This is a genomic window from Vibrio sp. MED222 (genome assembly GCF_000153005.1).
Classification (GTDB): domain Bacteria; phylum Pseudomonadota; class Gammaproteobacteria; order Enterobacterales; family Vibrionaceae; genus Vibrio; species Vibrio tasmaniensis_A.
In genome coordinates this window covers 1,601,544-1,608,834 of the sequence record NZ_CH902606.1, presented here as the reverse complement: position 1 = coordinate 1,608,834, position 7,291 = coordinate 1,601,544, and the positions used below count along the sequence as shown (strand labels likewise).

Annotated in this window: 7 protein-coding genes; 6 read left to right on the top strand and 1 reads right to left on the bottom strand. The window is 44.3% G+C overall.

Annotated features, from left to right (window positions below):
• From rimK to MED222_RS14680, 3 genes are all read left to right on the top strand, one after another.
• The coding region (gene rimK, locus MED222_RS14670) for a 30S ribosomal protein S6--L-glutamate ligase (protein WP_032555178.1) at nt 1-766 on the top strand (766 nt) is incomplete at its 5' end.
• A 32-nt stretch (nt 767-798) separates the two neighbouring features.
• Nucleotides 799-1,227, top strand: coding sequence for an ATP-dependent zinc protease family protein (locus MED222_RS14675; protein WP_004733090.1), 429 nt, complete (start codon nt 799-801; stop codon nt 1,225-1,227).
• A gap of 149 nt (nt 1,228-1,376) precedes the next feature.
• Complete coding sequence (locus tag MED222_RS14680) at nt 1,377-2,699, top strand: IS4-like element ISVbsp1 family transposase (RefSeq protein WP_009845967.1); 1,323 nt, start codon at nt 1,377-1,379, stop codon at nt 2,697-2,699.
• A gap of 41 nt (nt 2,700-2,740) precedes the next feature.
• Here the strand turns inward: MED222_RS14680 and MED222_RS14685 are convergent, their stop codons facing one another.
• Nucleotides 2,741-3,529, bottom strand: a complete 789-nt coding sequence (locus tag MED222_RS14685) for an MBL fold metallo-hydrolase (protein WP_009846309.1) — start codon at nt 3,527-3,529, stop codon at nt 2,741-2,743.
• 354 nt (nt 3,530-3,883) lie between these two features.
• On the opposite strand from MED222_RS14685, the gene MED222_RS14690 reads away from it, so the two are divergent.
• The 3 genes from MED222_RS14690 to MED222_RS14700 all read left to right on the top strand — a co-directional run bounded on the left by MED222_RS14690 (nt 3,884) and on the right by MED222_RS14700 (nt 7,268).
• Nucleotides 3,884-4,915, top strand: a complete 1,032-nt coding sequence (locus tag MED222_RS14690) for an L-dopachrome tautomerase-related protein (RefSeq protein ID WP_009846308.1) — start codon at nt 3,884-3,886, stop codon at nt 4,913-4,915.
• A 170-nt stretch (nt 4,916-5,085) separates the two neighbouring features.
• Nucleotides 5,086-5,688, top strand: a complete 603-nt coding sequence (locus MED222_RS14695) for a 2OG-Fe(II) oxygenase (RefSeq protein WP_009846307.1) — start codon at nt 5,086-5,088, stop codon at nt 5,686-5,688.
• A 287-nt stretch (nt 5,689-5,975) separates the two neighbouring features.
• Nucleotides 5,976-7,268, top strand: coding sequence for an extracellular solute-binding protein (locus MED222_RS14700; RefSeq protein ID WP_009846306.1), 1,293 nt, complete (start codon nt 5,976-5,978; stop codon nt 7,266-7,268).
• The last annotated feature ends 23 nt before the right edge of the window (nt 7,269-7,291 follow it).

Here is a 7,291-nt window from a genome sequence, read left to right as displayed (position 1 = left end):
GATTCGCTACATGGGTGAAGAGCTACCTCAATACGATGCTGTTATTCCACGTATTGGCGCTTCCATTACCTTTTACGGCACTGCGGTTGTTCGCCAATTCGAAATGATGGGCACTTTTTGTATCAATGAGTCAGTAGCAATCAGTCGTTCTCGCGACAAACTGCGCTCACTACAATTGTTGTCTCGTAAAGGTATTGGCTTACCAAAAACAGGTTTCGCTAGCCGCCCAGACAAAATTCAAGACTTGATCAAAAACGTAGGTGGTGCGCCACTGGTTATCAAGCTTCTTGAAGGTACTCAAGGTATCGGCGTTGTTCTAGCAGAAACAAACAAAGCAGCTGAAAGCGTTATCGAAGCATTCATGGGCCTAAAAGCGAACATCTTGGTTCAAGAGTTCATTGAAGAAGCTAACGGCGCAGACATTCGTTGTTTTGTTGTGGGTAACAAGGTTATTGCAGCAATGAAACGCCAAGCTGGTGAGGGTGAATTCCGCTCTAACCTGCACCGTGGCGGTACAGCTCAACTGGTTAAACTAACCAAAGAAGAGCGCGCTACAGCGATCAATGCGGCTAAAATCATGGGTTTAAACCTATGTGGCGTCGATATTCTACAATCTAAGAATGGCCCTGTTGTAATGGAAGTGAACTCTTCTCCAGGCCTAGAAGGTATCGAGAAATCAACAGGCAAAGATGTGGCAGACATGATTTTCGAGTTCATTGAAAAAAATGCAAAACCAAACGCTAACCGTACTCGTGGCAAAGGCTGATTAAACGCCGTTTACTCATGATTGGAAAAAACATGAACAATAAAATGATCATAGGGAATACAGAAGCACTTTGCTTACCAGAGTTAGGGATAACTGGACTACATACACGTGTTGATACAGGGGCTCAAACCTCTTCTCTACACGTAGACAATCTACTATGTGTAAAAACAGATGGTGAAAACTTCGTTGAGTTCGATCTTCACCCAGACGTTTACCACCTAGAAGAGACAGTACGCTGCAAGGCGAAACTGAAAACGAGTAAAAGAATCAAATCATCGAACGGCGAAGTTGAACACCGTTGTGTGATTGAAACCATGCTAAAAATTGGTGGTCAGGAGTGGCCTATCGATATCACACTAAGCAACCGTCAAGATATGACTTATATGATGCTGCTTGGTCGTCAAGGCATGAGTGACAAAGTGATTGTTGACCCAGCGGGTGAATTTCTAATTTCTCACTAATTGAACTGCTCCACAGCTCAAATAGTGAGTCAACAACGCGCAATAATAAAGGCCAGTCTTTAAGACTTAATGCCGATCGTTTAAGAAGACTTGAACGATCTTGCAGTTAGCAGATAATCCCCATCAACAACGTTGATGGGGATTTTTTTATGCTTGAACAAGAATTAGCAATGGCACACGAGACCATTGAAGATGCCGACAATTATGAATCTGTTGTCGACGCCATTCAGATTGAGTGGATAGAACAAGCTCTTCTTGAAACCAATAAAGCGAGCATAAGACGACGTCGGCTTCCCGCTCAGCAAGCTGTCTGGTTAGTTATTTGGATGGGGCTGCAACGCAACATGTCTATCAAAGAGGTGTGCAGTTCATTAGACATTGCACTTCAGCCTAAACCTGAAGATAGCTGGTCTCGTGTTGCACCCAGTGTCCTAACTGATTCACGCCGACGTCTAGATGAGAGTCCGTTAGCGGCTCTGTTTCACACAACGGTAAAGGCTTGGAATGGAGATATCCTTCAACAAGACAAAGACTTAGAGCTTAATGTTCTTGCTGTCGATGGGACAACATTTAGGTGCCAAGATTCCCCAGAGAACGCTGAAGAATTTGGGTTCATCTCTAAAAAATTGAAACCTTACCCTCAACTTCGTTTAGTCGCTTTGATGTCAACAGAAACTCGAATGATTATGGGGGCGGCTTTTGATGGCTGTCATGTCGGTGAAACGACCTTAGCTAAGCGCCTATTCAATGATATCCCCGCACATTCATTGACCTTATTTGATCGTTGTTATTTCTCGGCAGACCTCTTGTTGTCGTGGCAAGAGAGTGCGGAAAATGCTCACTGGTTAATGCCTGCAAAGCGTAAGCTACGCTATGAAGTGTTGGAGAAATATGCGGAGAACGACATGCTCATCTCAATGCCCATCTCTCCTCAAGCTCAACGGCAGAATCCGAATTTACCCGCACGTTGGGAAGCCAGATTAGTCCTATATCAAGAGCCAAAAGGTGAGATAAAAGGTTTTATTACTTCACTTACAGACCCTAGTAGATACTCGCTAGAAAGCCTGCTGCGTATTTATTGGCAACGCTGGGAGATAGAAGAAGGTTATGGTGAAATTAAACAGACTCAACTGCAAAGTCACGTCACTTTACGAAGTCGTTTTTCTGCCGGTGTGAAGCAAGAGCTGTGGGGCGTATTACTTGCCTATAACTTAGTGCGATTAGAGATGGTTAAGATAGCTTCAGAAGCCGGGGTTCGAGCGACTAGGGTCAGTTTTACCGCCGCAATTAACCTTATTGATGCGCAATTACGTTGGTTAGCTTTAAGTCCAGACGGAACTCTACCTGTAAAACTGAAAAGGATGAGAGACAGTTTGAGTCACTTCATTCTTCCAGATAAAAGAAAGGACCGAACGTTTCCACGTTCAGTCCTCTTTGTCCCAGCCAAATATCCGTTCAGGTTCAAGCAATAATGCTTATCCGAACGGCATTAAGTCTTTAAGACTGGCCTTTATTATTTATGGCGATTTTTTTTATCTTTAAACCCAAATCGCCAAACAGATTTAACCAAACCTTTGAGTTTGATTTTGGTCACTCGCCAATGTGTCACTGGCCTTCTTGGCGCACTCATCAACAGGTGTTCAAACGCTTGCTCACTCAAATTCACTTGTCCCCCATGCGCCACCAGCAAGGTGTCGAGCTGCATGTCATAGATACGAGATACCGACGCTCGATACTTATTGGGATGAAAGATAGGAAACGGAGGAATCAGTTTCTTCTTAACCTCGACCATCAAGTCCGCCACATAAGCAACGCTGTGTGATGGGCAATAGACAGAGAGATCTCTGTCGGTATGGCCCGGCGTTTCCAGAACCAACCAATCATCAAAGCCAGGAATGCTATCACCATCCGACAGCTTGTAGTCCGGCTTCAACTTTCTTGAATACCATAGGTTTGCTTTGGGCTTGCCCAATCGGTTCGCCATCCACCGTGCTAATGCCAAATCGGTCAAATGCATCAATATGCCATCGATGCCGTGGTACCAATCCTTATCTCGATTTGCTGCAACCAAATTACAATTCGTGAGCTTTCTGAGTTTGTGCGCTGCCCCTGCGTGGTCTGGATGCATGTGCGTAACAACCACTGTGTGTAGGTCGCTAAATTCACGGCCAAGATCATCTTCAATGAAAACTTTAAGATGCGGGATGTCGGCTCGGCACGCACCATCAAGTAACAACAACCTGTCAGGGTACTCTACGAGATACATGTCTTGGATATAGCCTTTAATGGTATGGAGTTGCAAAACCGTATTCCTATTCGTTATTCCTGCCGTTCAGAACAAATTAACAGTTCAGCAACAAGTGGTCTAACCAGAATATAGCAAAGATCAACGAAGTGTGGTTTTGTGAGTTCAAAATTACTAACACTGATAACAAAAAAATGAACCTGTTACTCGAAAAAGGTAATCACAACATTACAACCCCTTCATCATTATGATTTTTAAGAACTAAATTCAATTTAACTGATTATCAATACGCATTGATATGAATAGGTTAAAGCTAATTATCAAATTTCTTTTGAAAGTGTAACAAATACAAGGCTGTTGATGATTGTTAACCCATTGGTAACATTTGCGTAAATTATCAAGGGAAAGAAAATGAAAAAATCAATAATCTACACCGTACTAGCGAGCGCAATTTTGTCTACTTATGCACATGCAGAGGCAAAGTTCACTCCAAAACAAGCTACCGTGGTCGCGACCATGACTGAACGCCCAGGTAACCCTTCGGTTACACCAGATGGGCGTTTATTGTTAAGCGTTCATCCGCTCGATCATCCAACGACTAAAGTCATCGAGTTAAGCGTGGCTGGAAATCAAACGCCATACCCGACGATGAAATATGCACAAGGTGAAAACTCTCAATTTAAGGCTGTCATTGCCATTCGTACCGATGATAACGGAGTCGCGTGGATTCTCGATCTGGCAACTCATACCATAACGGGCTGGGATACTCGCAATGAAGCATTAGTAAAAACGATAAAAATACCCGCCTCTGTTCTAAAACCGACAAGCTTCCTACAAGACTTTGCTCTAGACCAAAAAAGACAACGTATTATCATTGCTGATATGACCCAGAACGATCTAAAAAGTGAAGCCATTCCAGCCTTTGTAACGGTTGACCTAAAGACGGGAGAAGCGGTTCGAGTGGCAGAAAACCACCCATCTATGAAGGCCGACAGTAAAACTGGGTTTGCGTTAAACCCAATCACGATCGATCCATCTTACGAATGGGTCTATTTCGGAGCTGTCAACGGACGCACTATTTATCGAGTGAAAGCGAGTGAGTTCGATAACGATGGAAAGACTGTCGCAGACAATATTAAAAGATACGCAGACAAACCTTATTCAGATGGTATTACTGTAGACAGTGCTCAGAACGTTTATGTTACGGATATTGAGAACAATGCAATTGGTGTGTCCACACCAAAAGGGTACCGAATTATTGCGACGCTGTCAGAGAACCAAACTTGGCCTGATGGCGTGTCATTTGGTCCTGATGGCTATGTTTATGTAACTGTCAATCAGCTGAACCGAACCGCAGCTTTAAATAACGGCAAAGATACTGGCATCAGACCATTCGAAGTCGTAAAAATCAAAGCACTGGCGACAGGAACGACCGGCCGATAATCAAACGGAAGTGAGCCTTTTATACTGGCTCACTTTCCTTTCTGAAGAGCCCCTTCCCTATTTCTACGAGTAAACGAAAGACATTTATCGTAACGACAAAACATGTGATTTGGTGACCTCAGTTATTCGGACTATATATGCGCCTCTAATTTATTGTCTGAGTGCTATACATGAACCAATTGATCGATGCTCTTTCTACCCAAGGTTACTTTGTTTGGGATGACTTCTTAACTCACGAAGAAGTGGTGGCATTGAGGGATTGCATTCCAGAGAACTGGAAAAAGGCTAGGATCGGCCGTAACGATGACGTAGCACGAGAAGCAACGATTCGTAGTGACAAAATTCAGTGGGTACGCCGTGATATGGGCGAACCAGCCTCTCTGTTCCTAGACAAAATGGAACAAATTCGTTTAGAGGCAAACCAAGCGTTCTTTTTAGGTCTGTTCGAATACGAAGCGCACTTTGCAAAATATGAAAAAGGTGACTTTTACCAGAAGCACTTAGACTGCTTCAAAGGCAACGAAAACCGCCGCCTGACCACAGTATTCTACATGAATGACGAATGGTCTGAGGAAGACGCAGGGGAGCTCGTGGTTTACGATTTAAAAGACAACCACATCGCGACCATTCCACCAAAGGGTGGTCGACTGTTGGTATTCTTGTCTGAACAATTCCCACACGAGGTTCTGCCGACAAACACAGAGCGATTCAGTATCGCGGGTTGGTTTCGCATTAACGGTGTGAAAGACAACCAATTGGACATCGCGCACTAAATCTGTATCCACATCGAACCTTCTTCTAAGCCTCTCCATCGAGAGGCTTTTTTATTGAACAACAGTTGTCCAATAAAACGCCTTAAAAACCGAACATGTTCAACATCAAAACCATCAATAACTTTTCTCTTAAATAAAATCGAAATGAATCTTTCACATCAGTGAAACGCTTTAGCCACGTAAGTGAAATATACCCTGTTCAAGATAGCTTCAAACGATACCCCTACCGTCTCGTTAATACTCAAATTCAATACCTCTATATCGATTTCATCCAAAAGGAAAAGAAGATGAATAAGCTAATTTTGGCAGGCGTTCTTTCTGCGACAGCAGCAATGCCGGCGTTCGCAACGACTCAAGTCACTTGGTGGCACGCAATGGGCGGCCAACTTGGAGAAACCGTCAATAAGATTGCGACTGACTTTAATGCGTCACAAGATGATTACAAGATCACGCCAATCTATAAAGGTTCATACACAGAGACCTTAACAGCGGGTATCGCAGCATATCGAGCAGGCGAAGCTCCTAACATTCTACAAGTCTTCGATGCCGGTGCTGCAACCATCATGAACGCGAAAGGTGTCGCGAAACCGGTACAGGATATTCTGGTTGAATCGGGCTACAACTTTAATTCAAACGACTACCTAGCTGGCGTTCGTAACTTCTATGCCGACAACCAAGGCAAGATGGTTGGTATGCCTTTCAACAGTTCGACGCCGGTTCTTTACTACAACAAAGACCTTCTCGCAGAAGTGGGAGCCGAAGCGCCTAAGACTTATGAAGAACTCGAAGTGGTTGCTAAGAAACTGAAGGCCGAAGGGCACATCGCGTTTTCTCAATCTCTGACGCCGTGGATCATGTTTGAAAACTTTAAGTCTCGCCACAATCTACCTGTCGCAGACCAAAACAATGGTTACGACGGCTTATCCACTAAGATCATGTTCAATACCAAAGACATGATGATGCATGTTAGCAAGATGAAAGAGTGGTCAGATCTAGGTTACTACAAATATTACGGCAGCGACTGGGACGCGAACCAAACACCTTTCGAGCGCCAAGAAGTGGCGATGTGGATGGGTTCTTCAGGCTCGTTCGGTGGCTTGCGTAACCGCGTACCTTTCGAGTTAGGCACAACTTACCTTCCATACTGGAAATCGGTCAACCCTGATGCTGGCTTAACCTTCATTGGTGGTGCAGCTCTGTTTGCACTCAATGGCCATGACCAGAAACAGGACAAAGGTGTTGCAGCGTTCTTTGATTACCTGACCAAACCTGAAACTCAGGTTTACTGGCACAAAACAACAGGCTATGTACCTGTAACAACTGCTGCCTATGAACTAGCGAAAAAGTCCGGCTACTACACAGAGCAGCCAGACGCAGAAGTGGGCGTTAAGCAACTAAGCCTCAAATCGGGCGAGTGGACTAAAGGCTACCGCCTAGGTTATTACCCGCAGATCCGTGAAGTGATGCACCGTGAGTTCGATAACATCTTCGCTGATCGCTCTAGCGTCGAGAGCAGCCTAGACAAGGTCGAAGATGAGAGCAGCAAACTACTAAAGCGCTTCGCTCGAACGATGAACTAGATCGATTAATGAAACGAAACTGT

What these genes read in the sequence shown, in the direction of transcription:
- MED222_RS14675 (WP_004733090.1), top strand. Translation starts at nt 799, where the DNA reads ATGAACAATAAAATGATCATAGGGAATACAGAAGCACTTTGCTTACCA.
- MED222_RS14680 (WP_009845967.1), top strand. Translation starts at nt 1,377, where the DNA reads ATGCTTGAACAAGAATTAGCAATGGCACACGAGACCATTGAAGATGCC.
- MED222_RS14690 (WP_009846308.1), top strand. Translation starts at nt 3,884, where the DNA reads ATGAAAAAATCAATAATCTACACCGTACTAGCGAGCGCAATTTTGTCT.
- MED222_RS14695 (WP_009846307.1), top strand. Translation starts at nt 5,086, where the DNA reads ATGAACCAATTGATCGATGCTCTTTCTACCCAAGGTTACTTTGTTTGG.
- MED222_RS14700 (WP_009846306.1), top strand. Translation starts at nt 5,976, where the DNA reads ATGAATAAGCTAATTTTGGCAGGCGTTCTTTCTGCGACAGCAGCAATG.